Origin of the sequence: Pseudoalteromonas sp. MEBiC 03485, assembly GCF_004195145.1 — a bacterium.
GTDB lineage: Bacteria > Pseudomonadota > Gammaproteobacteria > Enterobacterales > Alteromonadaceae > Pseudoalteromonas > Pseudoalteromonas apostichopi.
This window is the reverse complement of the sequence record NZ_SGBT01000002.1, coordinates 156,965-173,941: the sequence shown is the minus strand read 5'-3', so window position 1 is coordinate 173,941 and position 16,977 is coordinate 156,965. Positions and strand designations below refer to the sequence as shown.

The following is a 16,977-nucleotide window of genomic DNA, read 5'->3' as shown; positions in this document are numbered from 1 at the left end:
CTAGTAAATCAAACAAAAGATGGCTCTCAGCCACGTCCATTAATGAGCACAGTCATGTTACTGCTTGGCCCATTAGTAATGCTATTAACTTGCTTAATTGATCCACCAGCGGGAATGAGTGTGTCTGCACTTCGCACTGCGGGCCTTGCTTTTTGGATGGCTTCTTGGTGGGTAAGCGAAGTTGTGCCAATTCCTGCTACTTCATTATTGCCACTGGTTATATCACCTCTTGCTGGCATTGCTGCAATCAAAGGGGTCGCGTCGCCTTATGCACACCCTTTGATCTTTTTATTCTTGGGCGGTTTTTTAATCTCAATTGCGATGGAGCGTTGGGGTTTACATAAACGTATTGCGCTTAATACTATGCTTCGAGCAGGGACTAAGCCAAGCCTACAAATTTTAGCCATGATGTTAGTAACGGCATTTTTATCAATGTGGATGTCAAATACAGCTACCGCTGTGATGATGTTACCGATTGCTATGTCGATTACTATGTTGGTGAAGCAATCTAACCCTGATAATGACCAGTTTGGTAAATCAATGTTACTGTCGATTGCTTATGGTGCGAGTATCGGTGGTATTGCAACGTTAATTGGTACGCCGCCAAATGCGTTAATGGCTGCGTATTTATCAGATAGCTACAAAATCGAAATAGGTTTTGCACAGTGGATGAAAGTAGGTGTACCACTTGCAACAGTTATGCTGATTTTATGCTGGGTTTGGTTAACTAAGTTTGCTTACAAAGTAGATACACAATGTGCAAAAGCAGCAAGTAAAGATACGAAATCGTTATTCTTATCGCAGTTACAAGAGCTTGGTAAAATGCAGCGCGCTGAAAAAGGCGTAGCAGCAGTCTTTGTCTTAGCAGCTGTTTGTTGGATCTTTAGACCAGTACTTGCCGATCTGTCGGGTTTAAAAATCTCTGACACTGGTATTGCGATTGCTGCGGCACTATTGTTATTTGTCTTACCAGCAAACAAAGGTGATGGTGAGCGTATTCTTGACTGGGAAAGCGCTGCTAAGGTGCCATGGGGTGTGTTATTACTATTCGGCGGTGGTTTAACACTTGCTGCGCAAATTAAATCATCAGGTCTAGCTGAATACATTGCGCACATGATAGAGGGTGCAAGTGCTATACCTTTGGTACTAAGTGTTCTAGCAGTTGCTACTTTAATTACGTTCTTAACTGAGATCACGAGTAATACAGCAACAGCCGCAGGCTTCCTTCCACTTTTAGGCCCGGTTGCTGAATCTGTATTTGGTACACCTCTTGTGTGGGTCATTCCTGCGGCAATCGCGTGTAGTTGTGCGTTTATGATGCCAGTTGCAACACCGCCAAATGCGATTGTATTTGGCTCAGGACAAATTCAAATGCGCGATATGATCCGATCTGGTTTTGCACTAAACATTATTGCTATTGCGATGATCACTTTAGTAACTATGACCATTGCAGCAGTTGTGTTTGGCTTTTAGATAAGTTTAAAAGTTTTCAACCTAATCCAACCATCAACAGCGCTCACTATGAGCGCTGTTTTTACATTTATAAAGTTGCTCAGATAATTATAGCTGGTTATAGTGGCTAAAATCGTTTATCAAGAGATGACCTTTTGACTGATATATACGCACAATTACACAGCAAATTTTTAAAACTTAATGACGCCTTTTTGGCTGAGCCTTATTTAGCGCTTGATAAGCGTATTAAGCTTTTAAAAACCATCAAAACTCGCCTCATTGAAAATGAACAGGCCTTAGTTGCAGCAACCAGTAAAGACTTTGGTTATCGTACTGAGTTTGATACGGTGTTAGGCGATCTGCTGCCAACTGTGAAATCGATTAGTGATACAATAAAACGTTTACCTAAATGGGCCCGTAACGAATCGCGCAGCGTCGGTATTAGTTTGTGGCCTTCATCAGCGCATATTCATTACCAACCTAAGGGTGTAGTAGGCGTTATCGCACCTTGGAACTACCCAATTCAATTGGCTTTAGTGCCAGTTATAAGCGCAATAGCGGCTGGTAACAGAGTGATGTTAAAGCTAAGCGAATTTACGCCGCATACCAATAATGTTATCAAACAGCTGATGGCAGATACAGTTGCAGAGCACTGCATCATTGTTGAAGGTGAAGCCGATACCGCAGCATGCTTTTGTGACCTACCGTTTGCCCACTTACTTTTTACAGGCTCGACATCAGTAGGGCGCAAAGTAATGCAAGCTGCCAGTAAAAACCTAACCCCTGTGACTCTTGAGTTAGGTGGCAAGTCACCGGTAGTGATTTTAGAAGATGTGAATATTAAAGAAGCTGCAAAAACACTATTATTTGGTAAATTAAACAACGCGGGGCAAATATGTGTCGCGCCAGATTATGTGTTTGTGCCTAAAAAGCTTGAACATCAGTTAGTCTTACAGTTGAGTGAGCTTTATAAGAAGTATTATAAACAAGGTGTTGAAGGTAAAAACCTAACTTCAATCGTCTCTGATGCGCAGTACCAACGTTTAAGCGCAACACTGCTTGATGCAAAAGACAAAGGTGCACAAGTGTTTGAGCCTATTGAAGGGCACCAAGTTGATGAACTTAAACATCGCATGGGGTTACATATTTTAACGCAAGTTAATGATGATATGCGTGTAATGCAAGATGAGATCTTTGGCCCTTTACTACCTATTAAAAGTTATGAATCAGAGCAACAAGTGATTGACACCATCAATGGTGACTCCTCACCACTTGCATTATATATATTGGGCCATGACAAAGAGAAAATTAGTAAGCTAAGTTCATCAATCAGAAGCGGTACATTAGCGATTAACGATGTACTTATGCAGGTTACAGCAGATCAGTTACCGTTTGGTGGCATTGGTGAATCAGGAATGGGGCACTATCATGGTGTTGAGGGATTTAAAACCTTTAGCCACGCAAGAAATACCCTAGTATCAGGAAAGTTTAATCCACGCACAAGCCTATTGTTAAAACAAAATAAGCTGTTAATTAAACTGTTAAAATGGATGTACTTGCGCCGTTAAGCGCAAGTACATTACTTGTTTACAAACGTCCGTCAGGGGCGTAAAGGCCTGCCTGTATTTTTGCATAAATTGCGTCTGCTTTTTCTTTAGCAGCTTCAATTTCTGCTGGCATCATATTGCGCTCATCTAGTTTACGACTATGACTTGCATTCATATTGCCATTGTACTCAGCAATTGTATTCCAAATGTATGATTTCTCAAGGTTCTTGGGTACTCCTAAACCTTCGTAGTACATCAAGGCCATATTAAACTGAGCAAGAGTAAAGTTATTCGCTGCAGCTTTTTGGTACCAGCTAAGCGCGGTGCGATAATCTTGAATAACACCTTCGCCATTAGCGTACATAACGCCTAAATTATATTGAGCTGCAGGGTGATTCTTTTTTGATGCCATTTCAAAAAGTGAAATCGCTTTTTCTTTATCAAGTTTAACACCTTTACCTTCTTGATAAAGCACACCCAATGCAAACATTGAATCAGCATGTACTTTCTTTACAGCCTTTTCATACAACTCTGCCGCTTTTCGATAGTCTCGTTGCACACCAAAACCACCTTCGTACATTTTAGCAAGCTCATAGATTGCAGGGGCATAACCTCTATCAGCAAGGTAATTAAATTCATGAAGTGCTTCTTCAAAACGACCTTCATTAGCCGCTAATTGGGCATCTTCAAGACTGGCATTTGCAAAAGGTGAGAGGATTAACGTACTAGCGAACAGTAGTGATTTAAAATTAGGCTTGATCATAGTCTGCCTCCAAATGTGTTATGTATCAATAATAGGCAATCAGCTATTGATAAAATGCATTGCCAAACAGTCACTGAGCAAAACATCTCTTATAGTTTAGACCCAACAGCTGTAAATGCCTAATTTATAGACAGCGGCAAGCGTTGTAATTAACAAGTAGGCTTAAGATACAGATTTTACAGAAAAATTAAAGAAATAAAAAAAGCCCATGATGGGCTTTTTAGTGTCATATCTACCGTCACCGATATGAGCAATGTAGCAAGTAAAGTGTAACGTTTTATGTCGCTGCTTGGGTCGAGGAAACAGATGACAATCAAGAGTTACGTCTTGAACTAACTTGGTAAAACAACATCAAAGCCTTTAACAGCAAGATGTTGCCGTGAGAATACTTTAGCGAGCCAAGTTGTTGATAACGATTATTACTTAGGTTTGTTTTTTCGTCAATACCTAAATGATAATTAATTTCATTTATATGCTATTGCTGAATATTTGTTCTCAATGTTAACTTTACTATGTTTTAGAAACAGGATTTAAAAAAAGACAATGAAAAAGCTATCAAAGTATCTAATAATTTTCAGTTTATTGTTTTCAGTCGCGGGGTGCTCTCCTAGCTTCACTTACAATAACTTAGGCTGGTTATCAGGGTTTTGGATTGATGATTATGTTGATCTAAATGGCGACCAAGCTGATAAATTTAAGCATATTGTCAAAACCAGTCGTGATTGGCACAGGGAAACTCAGCTACCTTTATACAAGAGTGACCTCGAAAGCTTAAAATCTATGTTAGATAAGCAAGTTAACCATAGCGAACTTAAAGCACACTTTGTGCAAGCAAAACAACACTGGCAAACCTTGGTTGATAAAATTGAACCCGAACTTATTGAGTTAGCTAACTCACTAACTTACAAGCAGCGAGTTGAGTTTGTCGCTGCCTTACAAGAAAACATTAACGATGAGTACAAAGAGCACGAAGAGAAAACACCTGAGCAACATGCTCAAGAACGTTTAGAAGAAAACCTTGAAAACTATAAAGAGTGGTTCGGTACCAAGCTCTCTGCACAGCAACAAACACTGATAGAAAATTCATCAAATAGCCGTATAAGTACATTTTTACTATGGATGCAATACAAACAAAAGCGTTTAGATGCATTAAAAACGTTATTTATGCAAGAGGAAAAACCAGCAGACTTTGATAGCAAGCTCGCTGTTATCATTAATGATCGTTTTGCCTTTATGAGCGATGAGTTAATTGCCGCCGATGATAAAAACCTTGATAACTACGTTAGCTTGTTATTGGAGCTAAAGCCTACATTAACCGACAAACAGCGCCGTAATATTCATGATGAGTTTGATGAGTTAATTGAAGAGGTCAGTGACTTGATTGATGATTAGCTGCAAGGTGTGCTTTTACGCGATGTGAAACTGCTGCTAGCTTGAATCTCATTATTTGTAAATAAAAGTTAAAAACTATTAGTTTTTCTTGTGCTTATGAAAACGTCTGCATTTTTATGCACTTTTTATTAATAACTTGTTCCTATATCTATTATTTCGCGTTAAAATTAGGCAATTATAACAATAACGAGAAACTGGATGGATATTGGGGCGCTAAGGGGCACTCAAGCGTTACGAAATACCGTTCTTAAATGGATGGGCTTTTGTCTTGGCGTGCTAGCTGGAATATTCGCCGTTTTTAATCTCTTTATAAATGACTTTTGGGTTCTTGGTGCATTAGAAGTCGTTTTTGCATCCTTTTGTTTTTATATCTTTTTTTATACCCGAAAACGCAATGGTCATCTATGGCAGTCGCTCACCTTATGCGTGTTTTTAACGCTACTTGTCACATTGGGTACTTACCTCAGTAATATTAAAAGCTTGCTGTTCATTTGGACTTGCTCATTACCGGTTCTATTTTATTTATTATTAGGCAAACAGTATGGCAAAGTTTTGTCATTGGTCGTTGCGGTACTGCAAGGCGGTTTTCTTTTCACCAAATCAAGTCTTGAGCCCCTTAATAGCATTAATTTTTTACTCAACTTTACATTCACGTACATCAGTATTTGGGCGGTGTCTCACACCTTTGAGAATAGTCGTGCAGAATATGGTAAACGACTCGAAAACTTAGCTTTACTTGACCCACTTACAGGGGCAGGTAACCGGTTGGCGATGACCCATTATTTTGAAGTTGAGCTGAAAAACAAAAATGGCTTATTTATCTTAATGCTCGACCTTGATTACTTTAAGAATATAAATGATCAATACGGCCATGATGTTGGCGATCGTATTCTAATTGAAGTAACCAGTTTCTTTAGGCAACGCATAAGTAAAGGCTATGTATTTCGAATTGGCGGTGAAGAGTTTGCTATCTTCTTACCAGGTAGCGACCCGCAAAGTGCATATGAATTTGCAGATATGCTGCGCGAGCACTTATCAACAACTATCCACAATATTGATGAGCAGGCGATCAATTTGACTATTAGCATCGGTGTTGCCTGCTACATGCCAAATCAAACCCTTAAAAACTTTATTAAGCGTGCAGACGATGCGCTATACCAAGCAAAACAGCAAGGTCGAAATAGAGTTGTAACGGCTTATGAGTTAAGCGAACAATTTGCACAACGTAATAAAGCGAGTTAGTGCTTTTTAAACTTAGCCTTTGTACATAGTATCAAAATCAGGAATGTTCGCCTCCCATACAGGAACATCTTTACCAATGTATTCACGCATAGCATCAAAGAATAAACGTGTTCTTACTGGTAAATCTCTATGTGGGTAAACCGCGTACACTGCGCTGTAATCGAGTAATTCCATATCGGTTAAAATTGGTACTAAATCTCCGCGTTTTACCTCATCATCAAGAATAAATGCTGGTGCAAGAACATAGGCATTTCCTGAAATTGCCTTCATCAAAAGTACTTCCGCATCGTTAGCACGAAAGACACTTTTAATATCCTGCTCAATAATATCGCCACCGGCATTACGATAGCGAATACCACTAATGCGTTTACTTGGGCTTGAATAACTAGCGGCAGGCAGCTCTTTTAAATCTTCAACATGCTTTGGCATGCCGTAAGTTTTAATAAATTCTGGTGAGGCCAACAGTAACATACGGTTGCGGGCAATCTTACGGGCAATAAATGACGAGTCTTTTGGTTCGCCAACACGAAAAGCCAAGTCATAGCCTTCTGATACTAAGTCAATCAGCCTGTCGTCTAAACGAAGCTCAACTTCAACTTGCGGAAAACGTTTTTGAAAGTCATTAATTACTGGTTGAATATACCTTTTACCGATAATACTTGATGAGGTAATTTTTAACGTGCCACGAGGTTCTTGGTGATAGTTCTCGGCCAGTCTAACAGTATCTGATAATAAATCCCTGAGTTCAGCTGCTTTTTTTACCATTTCAGCGCCTGCAGCAGTCAACGAAAAAGAACGAGTTGTACGGTTTAGTAAGCGCACCCCTAACTCATCTTCAAGACGGCTAATTTGTTTCGAAATGACAGAACGGTCTATATTTCTAGACTCTGCAGCTTTAGCAAATGAGCCTCGTTCAATCACTTCAAGCAGCATTAATAAACGGCTGGTGGTATCCATAGCAGTTCCTTAAAATTTATTGGTGCCATTCTGGCATTAATGAATTTAAAAATCTATCGTTTTTATCCTCTAATTAGTTCCGTAACATTGTCTCCAATCTATTAACAGGAGAGTCGTGATGAACAAATCTATTCTTGCAGTGGCTGTCACCATTGCGAGCTTAACGCTTGCAGGGTGCGGTACTGAAGCCAACCAAGCAGCGCAGCAACAGCATTTACAACCTATCGATGTAGCAAAAGTACTGGTTAAACCCGTACAAAATTGGCACACCTATACAACGCGCTTAGAAGCACCACAAGAAGTAGCGCTTATGCCACGTGTTTCGGGTGTTATCGACAAAATTAATTTTAAGGAAGGTGATAGCGTTAAAGAGGGGGATTTGCTTTTCACCCTTGATGCACGTCCCTTTGCTGCAGTGGTTGATAGCTTAAAAGCGCAAATCGAAAGCGCCAAGGCAGCACTTGAACAAGCTAAAAGTGAAGCAAAACGCGCAGAGCGCTTAACTGAGCGTAAAGCGATTTCAACTGAGCAAGCTGAGTCTCGTAAATCAACCCTTAGACAACGAGAAGCACAATTACTTGCTCTTCAGGCTGAGCTAACTGCAGCTGAGCTTGATTTAGCATTTACGAAAGTTCGCTCGCCAATAAATGGCGTAGTATCGCGTGCCAACATCACCAAAGGTAATAACGTACTTGCCGGACAAAGTGTGTTAACAAGTATCGTATCAAATCAGCAAATGTATGCTTATTTTGATATTGATGAGCGCACGTGGAATCAGTCATTTGCTGATGTAACGGCACAAAGTGAACAAGCGGTTGTGATGCAAAAAGTGGGTGAAACCAGCTTTAACTTTAATGGCAAAATTAATTTCATTGATAACCAAATTAACGAAACTACAGGCACTCTTCGTGTTCGTGCCGTGTTTGAAAATGATGAGCAACAACTTCGTGCTGGTTCATTCGCCCGCATTAAGCTTGCAGGCAATAAAGTAAGCGAAAAGGTCATCGTGCCGGAGCGTGCTATTGGCACAGATTTAAAGAATCGTTTTGTTCTAACCGTTGGTGAAGGCAATGTTCTTGAATATAAGTTAGTTACTGTTGGTGAACGTTATGGCAGCTTACGAGCAATTAAATCGGGACTAAACGAAAACGATGTGATTGCAGTGAACGGTCCTGCTCGTGTGGGTCCAGGTATGCCAATTTCGCCTAATAAAGTAACGATTAATAGCGACGGTATTGCATTCACTCTTTCAAATAATCACTCAGATTTGGTTGCTAAACAGTAGGTCAAAATGAAATTTTCACACTTTTTTATCCAGCGACCCATCTTTGCAGCGATGCTGTCGCTTATCTTTCTCATCGCAGGGGCAATTTCGTTATTTCAATTGCCAGTGAGTGAGTATCCAGAGGTGGTGCCGCCAACAGTTGTTGTTACAGCAAGTTACCCAGGTGCAAACCCAACGGTTATTGCTGAGACTGTTGCAACACCTCTTGAGCAAGAAATCAATGGTACTGAAAACATGTTGTATATGTTTTCGCAAGCAACCAGTGATGGCCGTATGACGTTAACAGTTACCTTTGCGTTAGGCACTGACTTAGACCGAGCACAAGTACAAGTGCAAAACCGTGTAAACAGTGCACTGCCACGCTTACCACAAGAAGTTCAGCGTTTAGGCGTCGTAGCAGAAAAATCATCACCAGATTTAACCATGGTAGTGCATTTATACTCACCTGAAAAAACGCATGATACAACTTACTTAGCGAACTATGCTGACTTGTATATCAAAGACCAAATTGCACGTCTTCCGGGTGTGGGTGATGTACGTATGTTTGGTGGTGGTCAATACTCAATGCGCGTATGGTTAAACCCCGATGCACTATCGGCACGTGATTTAACTGCCATGGATGTAGTTAATGCACTACGTGCGCAAAACCAGCAAGTTGCCGCGGGTAGTATAGGTGCACAACCTACATCGAAAACAAATCAGTTTCAAATTCTGATGAACGTAAAAGGGCGCTTAAGCTCACAAGAAGAATTTGAAAATGTGATCATCAAAGTAGGTGAACAAGGTCAGCTTACACGCTTAAGTGATGTTGCACGCCTTGAGTTAGGACAAGACACCTATGCATTAAGAGCAATGCTCGATGGTCAGCCAGCACTTGCTATGCCAGTATTTCAACGCCCAGGTTCTAATGCGATTGAGCTTTCGGATCAAGTGCGTGAAACCATGAAGCTATTATCGAAAGACTTTCCGGCGGGTGTTGAATATGACATTGTTTATGATCCAACAATTTTCGTACGCGGTTCTATCGATGCTGTTATCAAAACACTACTAGAAGCAATCGCGCTAGTTGTAATCGTTGTAGTGGTGTTCTTACAGACGTGGCGTGCATCGGTTATCCCTCTGATTGCGGTACCGGTGTCTTTAATTGGTACGTTTGCAGTTATGCAATGGCTTGGCGTTTCAATCAATACCTTGTCGTTATTCGGCTTGGTTCTAGCCATTGGTATTGTTGTTGATGATGCCATTGTTGTAGTTGAAAACGTTGAGCGTAATATTGAGCAAGGCTTGTCGCCACTCGAAGCAACCCGTGTTGCCATGACAGAAGTAACAGGGCCAATTATCGCCATTGCACTTGTACTGTGTGCGGTATTTATTCCAACGGCATTTATTACTGGTTTATCTGGTCAATTTTATAAGCAATTTGCGTTAACTATTACTATTTCAACGATTATCTCAGCATTTAACTCATTAACACTATCGCCTGCGTTATCGGCATTGTTATTAAAAGGTCATGATGCAAAACCAGACCGTTTAACTAAGCTATTAAACCGTGTATTTGGTAATTGGCTATTTAAGCCTTTTAATCGCTTGTTTGATAAAGGTGCAAATGGCTACGAAAAGCTGGTACAAAAACTGATTCGCATGAGTGTGATTGTATTAGTTGCCTACATTGCGCTTGTTGGTGGCACAGTTAAATTATTTGATGCTGTACCGGGTGGCTTTATTCCACAGCAAGATAAGCAATATTTAGTGGCTGTTGCACAGTTACCTGATGCGGCAAGCTTAGATAGAACCCAAGAAGTCGTGCAAGAAATGGAAAAAATTGCATTACAAGTACCGGGTGTTGCAAATACGGTGTCGTTTCCTGGTTTATCTGTTAATGGTTTCACCAATAGCCCTAATAGCGGCATTGTGTTTACTCCGCTTGCACCTTTTGAAGAGCGTCAAGATCCGAGTATGTCAGCAATGGCGATTGCGGCTCAGTTAAATCAAAAATTTGCCGCTATTGATGAAGCATTTGTTGCGGTATTCCCGCCACCGCCAATTCAAGGTTTAGGTACAACTGGTGGCTTTAAACTACAAATTGAAGACCGTGCTAATAAAGGCTTTGAAGCACTCTTTAATAGCTTACAAGCAACCATTGCTAAAGCTCAGCAAGACCCTGCATTAATGGGGCTTTACTCAAGCTTTAGAATTCAAGTGCCACAAATGGATATCGACATTGACCGTGAGCAAGCGCTGATTCAAGGTATTCCACTTGATGAAGTATTCAATGCCTTACAAGTGTACTTAGGCTCGATGTATGTGAATGACTTTAACTTGTTTGGTCGAACTTATCAGGTTAATGCACAAGCTGATGCTGATTACCGCCAAGATCCTGAGCAAATTTTGAATCTTAAAGTGCGTAACCGCATGGGTGAGATGGTGCCATTAGGTTCTGTATTAACGGTCACGCCAACAACAGGGCCAGATCGTGTAATGCACTATAACGGTTACCCTACAGCTGAACTAAATGGTAGCCCAGCGCCAGGTTATAGCTCTGACCAAGCGCAGCATGCGATTGAAGCAATTCTTGCCGATACATTACCAAATGGTATCGAGTTTGAATGGACAGAAGTAACTTATCAGCAAATATTAGCGGGTAACACCATGGTGTATGTTTTCCCACTCGTTGTATTGCTCGTGTTCATGGTACTTGCTGCCCAATACGAGAGCTTAAGACTACCTCTGGCGATTATTTTGATTGTGCCTATGACTATTTTCTCGGCCTTGTTAGGTGTGTGGCTTGTAGGTGATGACAACAACATCTTTACGCAAATTGCATTAATTGTACTCGTTGCACTAGCAAGTAAGAATGCCATCTTAATGGTTGAGTTTGCACGAGATCAGCATAAAGGTGGGATGACACATCTTGAAGCAATTATTAAAGCGTGTCGCTTACGACTTCGTCCAATTTTAATGACGTCAATTGCTTTTACAGCAGGTGTTGTACCCCTTGTTTTAGCCACAGGCGCAGGTGCAGAGATGCGTCATGCCATGGGTAACGCTGTATTCTCAGGCATGATTGGTGTAACCGTGTTCGGCTTATTGTTCACCCCGGTGTTTTATATGTTAGTAACGAAAAAATCGCAGAAGGAGCAAGATGATGCATAAGCCTCTTCATGCAATCTTTAAACAAGGCAAAGTTTTAAGTGCAATGCTGTTAGCCGGTGTATTAGCTGGCTGCGCACAAAGCGTAGATATGCAAGAGCAGCAAGTTAGCCTGACGCAATTTGTAAGTGATACACAAATTGGTGAACAAAACGAAGGCGCGAGCGAGAATAACTGGTGGCGTCGTTTAGATTCAACCCAGTTAAATAATTTAGTGACTGATGCATTAGCAATGAATCACGACCTAAAAACCAGTCAACTTCAACTTGATGCAGCCATTGCCCGTTTAGGTGCAGCCCGCGCGGAATATTATCCGCAGGGCAGCCTAAGCGTAGGTGCAGAGCGCAGCAGCTTAGATGGCGTTATTACACGTCAATCAAACGCTGGGGTTAATGTTAATTGGCAGCTTGATTTGTTCGGCCGTATTACCGCGTTAGTCGATGCTGCTAATGCGGGGGCATTAAACCAAGCAGAGCAGCTAAGAGCATTACAGGTTGAAGTGGTTTCAGCTGTGGTGCAAGGCTATGTCAGCTATCAAGGTAATGTGCAAAAGCAAGCTATCATTGAGATGCAAATCGAGGCACTCGAGCAAAGTATTGATGTACTAAAAGCGCGAGTAGAAGAGGGTGTTGCGAATGAGCTTGATCTTAACCGCACCCTTGCGCAGTTAAAGCAACAACAAGCGCTTATTCCTGAGCTTAGTTACTTGCAATATCGCGACTTAGCAACCCTTGCGGTGCTAACCGGTCGACTTGCAAGCGACATAACATTGGTCGAAGAGCCTGAGTTACTCAGCCACCAATTTAGCGTGTCGTTTAGTAAAGCGAGTGAAGCAATGGCACTGAGACCCGATATCACCAGTGCCTTGTATCAATTTAGTCAGGCTTATTCATTGAGTGTTGCAGCCTCAAAAGCGTTACTGCCTGATATTAGTTTGGCAGGGTTTGCAGGTGTGGTGAGCTTAACCAGTAATGGTTTAGAAGATACTGTGCAACAATGGCAAGTAACGCCAAAAGTTGAATGGTCATTGCTCAGCTATCCTGCATTATTAGCTCAGCGTGATGCACAGCAATTTTTAAGTGAAGCCGCTTACAGTAACTACCAAAGTAAAGTATTAAACGCCATTAGCGATAGTGAACTTACTTTACAAAGGCTAGTCAAACAGCAGCAACAGTTAAGTTATGCTGATCAGCGTTTTAATTATGCGAATAAAGCATTTGGTCAAGCTCAAGCAATGTATCAAGAAGGACAAATTCCTTACTTAGAGTTGTTAGATGCGAGACAGGATGTTTTAATAGCGCAAGAGAACGCTGTTGATTCAACAATTGCTTCATTACAGGCCAAAGTAAGTGCTTATCAAGCGTTTAATGGTCGTTGGAGCTTTGAACTAAACAACCTTTAACCCAGAGTATTAAATGTCACATATTCAACAAACTACAGATCTTCCGTCAACAATGCGCGCGCTTGCACTGATTGAGCCGAATGACGCGATTGCGTTATCTGAGCTTTCTGTGCCAGTACCGAGCCCTGAAGGCAATGAGCTCTTGATTAAAGTTGAATATGTGGGCTTAAATCATGGTGATGCCAACTTTGCAAAGCAAGGCTTTTGCAAATGGCATTACCCTCATGTTTTGGGCCATGACGCTGTTGGGGTGGTTGTTCAAGCAAATAAAGGTGTATTCCCTGGTGTTGGTGCGCGTGTTGTATGGCATGCCAGCCTTGGTGACCAAGGTGTGTTATCTGAATACACTACAGTGCCTAACTATGCAGTATCTGTTGTGCCAGATAATGTATCTCCGGCAGACGCTGCAACCTTACCTTGTTCAGGTATGACGGCATTAATCGCCCTTGATAAGTTGCAGCTAAGCGAAGGGGATTCACTGTTTATTGACGCCGGTGCTGGCGGCGTTGGCCAATTCGCTATTCAGTTTGCTAAGCAACGTGGTGCGACTGTGTTTACCACTGCCAGCAAACACAATCATAAGTTACTTAAGCAATTAGGCGCTGATGTTGTGTTTGATTATAATGACCCTAAACTCCAGGATAAAATTCGTCGTGAACTTGGTCCGCAGGGCTTTGACGCGGTGCTTGATTGTATCGGTGGCGATACCACCATTCGCAACGTTGAGCTAATGCGTTTTTGTGGTCGCATCGCCTGTTTAAATGAATTACCTAAGTTTGAACAAGAACTTATGTTTAGACGCGCTCCCAATATTGGCATTGTATCGTTAGGTGGTGCATGGCTTGCGAACAGTTTATGTGCTCAGCAAAGATTAAGCTTTATGGGTAACTTATTACTTGATAATGCAGCGCGAGGCGAGATCAAATTGCCGCAAATCCATGCCGTAGACTTTACCGCTGAGGCTGTTTCAGCTGCTTTAAATAAACAACTTGCTGGTGGTTTTACAGGTAAACAAGTTGTACAAGTAAGCGGTTAAACTTGCGTACTAACTGCCCAGTCATTTTGTTTGATGGTCAGTGCAATCTGTGCCATTTTTGTGTGCGGTTTATTCTTCGCTTTGATAAGCAAATTACCTTTAAGTTATGCCCCATGCAAAGCGATAAAGGTGAGCGTTTATTAAAGGCATATAAAGTCAAAGATCCACTTTCCTCAATGTTAGTGATTGATAAAAACCAGCTATATAAACAAAGTGATGCTGTATTATTTATCGCAACGAAATTAGGTTTTCCATTCTCTGTCGCTAACGTGTTCAAGCTACTGCCAAAAGGCTTTCGCGATCGTGTGTATGATTGGGTTGGCCGTCATCGTTATCGGTTTTTCGGCAAACAAACAAAGTGTAAGTTATTGTCAGAAAAACAAAAGCAGCATTTTTTATAAACATTTAAAGTAAAGCTTGCTATTCTCTTTATTGGGAACAAACAACAATAATAAGAATATGAACATTCTCTTCCTAATCTTAAGTACGTTTTACATTGCTTTATTGCTTTTACAGCCAGCATTACCTCAGCCTTTTATGGCGTTATTTAAAACATTACCAATCGGCCTTTTGATTGTGATGGTGTTAAAAGCGCGCAGTCAGCTACAAAATCGAACTTTTATTACTTTATTATTCGCTCTTAGTTTTTCAGCACTAGGTGATGTGTTGCTAGCCCTTGATACGGGGCAACTGTTTATAGGCGGTTTAGCGGCATTTTTTGTAAGCCACACTTTTTATATCATTACCATGTTGCCAATTAAAAACTGGCGACTAGACGTTGTACTCCTTTATCTATTTTTGGCCATCATCGTTTTTTGCTTATTCTACCCAAACCTGAATGACATGCTCATTCCCGTGCTTTTTTATATGTTGGTGCTCACCATAATGGCAAGCCTTACTTGGATGACTGATAAATCGAACGGTTTTTTAGTGTTAGGTGGTGCCGTGTTTGTAATATCAGACTCTATACTAGGCCTTAATCGTTTTTATTTAGAAATAGAGCATGCAGATATCGCAATCATGGGTAGTTATTATTTAGCGCAATTTTGTTTGGTGACAGGTTTTTTGCAAGCAACAGGTAAACATAAATAGCCGCAGTGGCTCAGTGTTAATTGCCGTGATAAAATACGCGCGTTTTAATTTTCGAGATTTCCCATGGCAAATACAGCGCACGCACTGCACATTCTTGTTAAGCACAAAGAACAAGCTGAAGACATTATCAAGCAACTTAAAAAAGGCGCTAAGTTTCAGACTCTAGCTAAAAAACATTCAACCTGTCCGTCGGGTAAAAAAGGCGGCGACTTGGGCGAATTCAGACGTGGTCAAATGGTGCCACAGTTTGACAAAGTAGCATTCAGCGGTGAAATCTTAGAACCACATCTAGTTAAAACGCGCTTTGGTTGGCATGTAATCAAAGTGCTATACAGAACGTAAAGTTTAAAGCCACACTAAATTTAAAAAGACACGTTGTTAGTCTTAAACTTTTCATTTCAGTGAGTTAAAACGCTAGGTTTTAACTCATTTTTGGACATAAACGCGTTAAAATATTTGAAGAGTCATGACTAAATTAAGGCATAAAAGTATGCCACTACATGGTAGTATTTAGTAAGGAACGCTGTGAATTCATTTCAGCACAATATGGGCACTAAGCCTAATAACTTGTGGCGTTTCTTTTTAACTGTGACAAGATATTATCATTCAATTTTAACCAATTAGTTTCGTATTCCCATGTCTTTTTGAAGTCGTCATTGCTCCTTGAACTTTCAAGCATTTCTCTAAAATCGAAAACACCTAGAAAATTATCAGCCGTAACATCATACCTTCCATAACCTCGGTTTTCAGGCACAATATATTTTAAAAAATTAGATTTAAAATCAGATATAGTGCTTACTAGTTCCTTTGAATCATTTAGTTTTTCTTCTAAGAATTCTTTTTCAAAACCTGTAATTGTGCCTGTCGCTTCTAAAGCACCAGATTGGTTTATAGCGATTCCCCAATTTTTATAGGCCAATGAAGGGTTCTGCCGATTTATATCTGAAAGAAGTGAGTCATAGGGAGACAGCATTTTTTCTACCGCCTTAGGCACACTACCTCCCGGCAAATATAATTCACCAGTAGCAACAGCTAGCTCATGCATATAGTCATCAACTGTTTTAGTTATGTCTATCTGGCTCGATGTCATCGTCAGCGGTTTGGTATACGTTTGGTTTAGCTCTGGAGGCGCGCTTTCATGATATACGTCATCCGCCAATTTTTTAAGCTCAGTTTCTAAAAGAGCCTTGCCATTTATAGGTGACTCTAAAGTCACATTTTGAATATTAAGTGGTTGCGGTAAACTTCCAGAATTAACCTTCATAATACGTCCCTGATTTAGTGATGTAATTTTATATCGGCCTATTTTGATGATTCTTTATATTTATCATTTTTTAAAAAAGGGAGCCAAGCTAATTGTATTATTATTAGGGATGGATTATTCTTGAAAAACTTAGGGGAGTAGTCTCTTGCATTAAGCAAGGAAACTGTCAACAGTCTCCGGGCAACATAGCTCGTGGCAGTTTCGAACCGTATCAGGTTTTGACAAGACTTAAGGCAATGAGTCATTTCGGGCAGAGATGGTTTGTTGTCTTTTTAGTCTAGTCTGCCCTAAGGGTAAATAATGAAACTACATCGCTGCCAAAGTTCACTTCATTTTGCAAATAGACCAGACAACTCTGCCATACACCTTTCAGGTATTGATATCGCGGGGGCTCA

14 protein-coding genes are annotated in these 16,977 nt (G+C 40.8%); 11 read left to right on the top strand and 3 right to left on the bottom strand.

Features of this window, described 5'->3' with window-relative positions; translation table 11 throughout:
* The first annotated feature begins 42 nt into the window (after positions 1–42).
* Both EVU92_RS17620 and EVU92_RS17615 read left to right on the top strand, forming a co-directional pair.
* Positions 43–1,473, top strand: a complete 1,431-nt coding sequence (locus EVU92_RS17620; RefSeq protein WP_239977783.1) for an SLC13 family permease — start codon at positions 43–45, stop codon at positions 1,471–1,473.
* 134 nt (positions 1,474–1,607) lie between these two features.
* Complete coding sequence (locus EVU92_RS17615) at positions 1,608–3,020, top strand: coniferyl aldehyde dehydrogenase (protein ID WP_130052470.1); 1,413 nt, start codon at positions 1,608–1,610, stop codon at positions 3,018–3,020.
* 19 nt (positions 3,021–3,039) lie between these two features.
* On the opposite strand, the gene EVU92_RS17610 is transcribed toward EVU92_RS17615, so the two are convergent.
* The gene (locus EVU92_RS17610; protein WP_130052469.1) at positions 3,040–3,762 is read right to left on the bottom strand and encodes a tetratricopeptide repeat protein; all 723 of its coding nucleotides are present in this window, start codon (positions 3,760–3,762) and stop codon (positions 3,040–3,042) included.
* Between the two features lie 543 nt (positions 3,763–4,305).
* On the opposite strand from EVU92_RS17610, the gene EVU92_RS17605 reads away from it, so the two are divergent.
* Both EVU92_RS17605 and EVU92_RS17600 read left to right on the top strand, forming a co-directional pair.
* Complete coding sequence (locus EVU92_RS17605) at positions 4,306–5,154, top strand: DUF6279 family lipoprotein (protein WP_130052468.1); 849 nt, start codon at positions 4,306–4,308, stop codon at positions 5,152–5,154.
* A gap of 198 nt (positions 5,155–5,352) precedes the next feature.
* Positions 5,353–6,396 (top strand): GGDEF domain-containing protein, encoded by a 1,044-nt coding sequence (locus EVU92_RS17600; RefSeq protein ID WP_130052467.1) that lies wholly within the window; start codon positions 5,353–5,355, stop codon positions 6,394–6,396.
* Positions 6,397–6,408: 12 nt separating this feature from the next.
* On the opposite strand, the gene EVU92_RS17595 is transcribed toward EVU92_RS17600, so the two are convergent.
* A complete protein-coding gene (locus tag EVU92_RS17595) occupies positions 6,409–7,353 on the bottom strand; it encodes a LysR family transcriptional regulator (RefSeq protein WP_130052466.1) in 945 nt (314 codons plus the stop codon).
* 118 nt (positions 7,354–7,471) lie between these two features.
* Between EVU92_RS17595 and EVU92_RS17590 the strand changes: the two genes are divergently transcribed.
* The 7 genes from EVU92_RS17590 to ppiC all read left to right on the top strand — a co-directional run bounded on the left by EVU92_RS17590 (position 7,472) and on the right by ppiC (position 15,660).
* A complete protein-coding gene (locus tag EVU92_RS17590) occupies positions 7,472–8,638 on the top strand; it encodes an efflux RND transporter periplasmic adaptor subunit (RefSeq protein ID WP_130052465.1) in 1,167 nt (388 codons plus the stop codon).
* A 6-nt stretch (positions 8,639–8,644) separates the two neighbouring features.
* Positions 8,645–11,791 carry a multidrug efflux RND transporter permease subunit gene (locus EVU92_RS17585; protein ID WP_130052464.1) on the top strand — a complete coding sequence of 1,049 codons (3,147 nt, stop codon included), beginning with the start codon at positions 8,645–8,647 and terminating at the stop codon, positions 11,789–11,791.
* Positions 11,784–13,190, top strand: a complete 1,407-nt coding sequence (locus tag EVU92_RS17580; protein ID WP_130053013.1) for a TolC family protein — start codon at positions 11,784–11,786, stop codon at positions 13,188–13,190. Before EVU92_RS17585 ends, EVU92_RS17580 begins: the two co-directional genes overlap by 8 nt.
* Positions 13,191–13,203: 13 nt before the next feature.
* Positions 13,204–14,226: a zinc-binding dehydrogenase gene (locus EVU92_RS17575; protein ID WP_130052463.1), complete on the top strand. Its 1,023-nt coding sequence runs from the start codon at positions 13,204–13,206 to the stop codon at positions 14,224–14,226.
* Positions 14,227–14,228: 2 nt separating this feature from the next.
* Positions 14,229–14,627, top strand: coding sequence for a DCC1-like thiol-disulfide oxidoreductase family protein (locus EVU92_RS17570; RefSeq protein WP_130052462.1), 399 nt, complete (start codon positions 14,229–14,231; stop codon positions 14,625–14,627).
* A gap of 58 nt (positions 14,628–14,685) precedes the next feature.
* Complete coding sequence (locus EVU92_RS17565) at positions 14,686–15,318, top strand: lysoplasmalogenase (protein WP_130052461.1); 633 nt, start codon at positions 14,686–14,688, stop codon at positions 15,316–15,318.
* A gap of 63 nt (positions 15,319–15,381) precedes the next feature.
* A complete protein-coding gene (gene ppiC / locus EVU92_RS17560) occupies positions 15,382–15,660 on the top strand; it encodes a peptidylprolyl isomerase PpiC (protein WP_055021968.1) in 279 nt (92 codons plus the stop codon).
* A 217-nt stretch (positions 15,661–15,877) separates the two neighbouring features.
* Here the strand turns inward: ppiC and EVU92_RS17555 are convergent, their stop codons facing one another.
* Positions 15,878–16,582, bottom strand: a complete 705-nt coding sequence (locus EVU92_RS17555) for a hypothetical protein (RefSeq protein WP_130052460.1) — start codon at positions 16,580–16,582, stop codon at positions 15,878–15,880.
* Between the last annotated feature and the right edge of the window lie 395 nt (positions 16,583–16,977).

Bases quoted from the DNA above. Each gene is read 5' to 3' on its own strand.
- EVU92_RS17580 (WP_130053013.1), top strand. From the start codon at position 11,784: ATGCATAAGCCTCTTCATGCAATCTTTAAACAAGGCAAAGTTTTAAGT.
- ppiC (WP_055021968.1), top strand. From the start codon at position 15,382: ATGGCAAATACAGCGCACGCACTGCACATTCTTGTTAAGCACAAAGAA.
- EVU92_RS17610 (WP_130052469.1), bottom strand. From the start codon at position 3,762: ATGATCAAGCCTAATTTTAAATCACTACTGTTCGCTAGTACGTTAATC.
- EVU92_RS17600 (WP_130052467.1), top strand. From the start codon at position 5,353: ATGGATATTGGGGCGCTAAGGGGCACTCAAGCGTTACGAAATACCGTT.
- EVU92_RS17575 (WP_130052463.1), top strand. From the start codon at position 13,204: ATGTCACATATTCAACAAACTACAGATCTTCCGTCAACAATGCGCGCG.
- EVU92_RS17565 (WP_130052461.1), top strand. From the start codon at position 14,686: ATGAACATTCTCTTCCTAATCTTAAGTACGTTTTACATTGCTTTATTG.
- EVU92_RS17590 (WP_130052465.1), top strand. From the start codon at position 7,472: ATGAACAAATCTATTCTTGCAGTGGCTGTCACCATTGCGAGCTTAACG.
- EVU92_RS17595 (WP_130052466.1), bottom strand. From the start codon at position 7,353: ATGGATACCACCAGCCGTTTATTAATGCTGCTTGAAGTGATTGAACGA.
- EVU92_RS17555 (WP_130052460.1), bottom strand. From the start codon at position 16,582: ATGAAGGTTAATTCTGGAAGTTTACCGCAACCACTTAATATTCAAAAT.
- EVU92_RS17605 (WP_130052468.1), top strand. From the start codon at position 4,306: ATGAAAAAGCTATCAAAGTATCTAATAATTTTCAGTTTATTGTTTTCA.
- EVU92_RS17620 (WP_239977783.1), top strand. From the start codon at position 43: ATGAGCACAGTCATGTTACTGCTTGGCCCATTAGTAATGCTATTAACT.
- EVU92_RS17585 (WP_130052464.1), top strand. From the start codon at position 8,645: ATGAAATTTTCACACTTTTTTATCCAGCGACCCATCTTTGCAGCGATG.